This is a genomic window from Pseudomonas sp. IT-P176, assembly GCF_949767245.1.
GTDB lineage: Bacteria > Pseudomonadota > Gammaproteobacteria > Pseudomonadales > Pseudomonadaceae > Aquipseudomonas.
Map to the genome: position 1 here is coordinate 1 of NZ_CATKPN010000108.1, position 465 is coordinate 465.

A 465-nucleotide genomic window follows, 5' to 3' on the forward strand; every position below is an offset into this window, starting at 1 on the left:
GGCGTTGGTCAGTGTCACGGTGTAGGTGACTTCGCCGCCTTCGGCGACGGTGGATTTATCCACAGTCAGGGTGGCTTTCACCTCAGTGAGGGTGTCGCCAACTTTGACCACAGCCTCGTCGCCGAGCACCAGGTTCTCGAACGACTTGCCCGGAACCGTTGCGTCAGTGACGCTCAGCTTGATGGTTTCGCCGTCTTTGTAGACGTCGTCGCCCTGGGCTTTAAGTTCGTACGGCACGCTGGTGGTGCCGGCTTTGATGACCACGGTTGCACCGTTGCTCAGGGTGACGGTCAGGTCTTGCTTCAGTTCCTGATCGACTTTGACGGTGAACTTCGGCGCAGCGTTTTCCAGCACGTCGCCGTTGCTTTCGATGGTGACGGTGATTTTGTCGCCTTCGTTGGCCGGATCTTTTGGATCGCCCGAACCTGGCTCGTCGGTAACGGTGGTGGTGTATTGGTCTTCGCC

1 protein-coding gene is annotated in these 465 nt (G+C 58.5%); it reads right to left on the bottom strand.

All coding sequences use genetic code 11. The features are described from left to right. A partial coding sequence (locus ACM6IP_RS25165; protein WP_414862525.1) for an immunoglobulin-like domain-containing protein occupies positions 1 to 465 on the bottom strand: 465 nt, incomplete at both ends.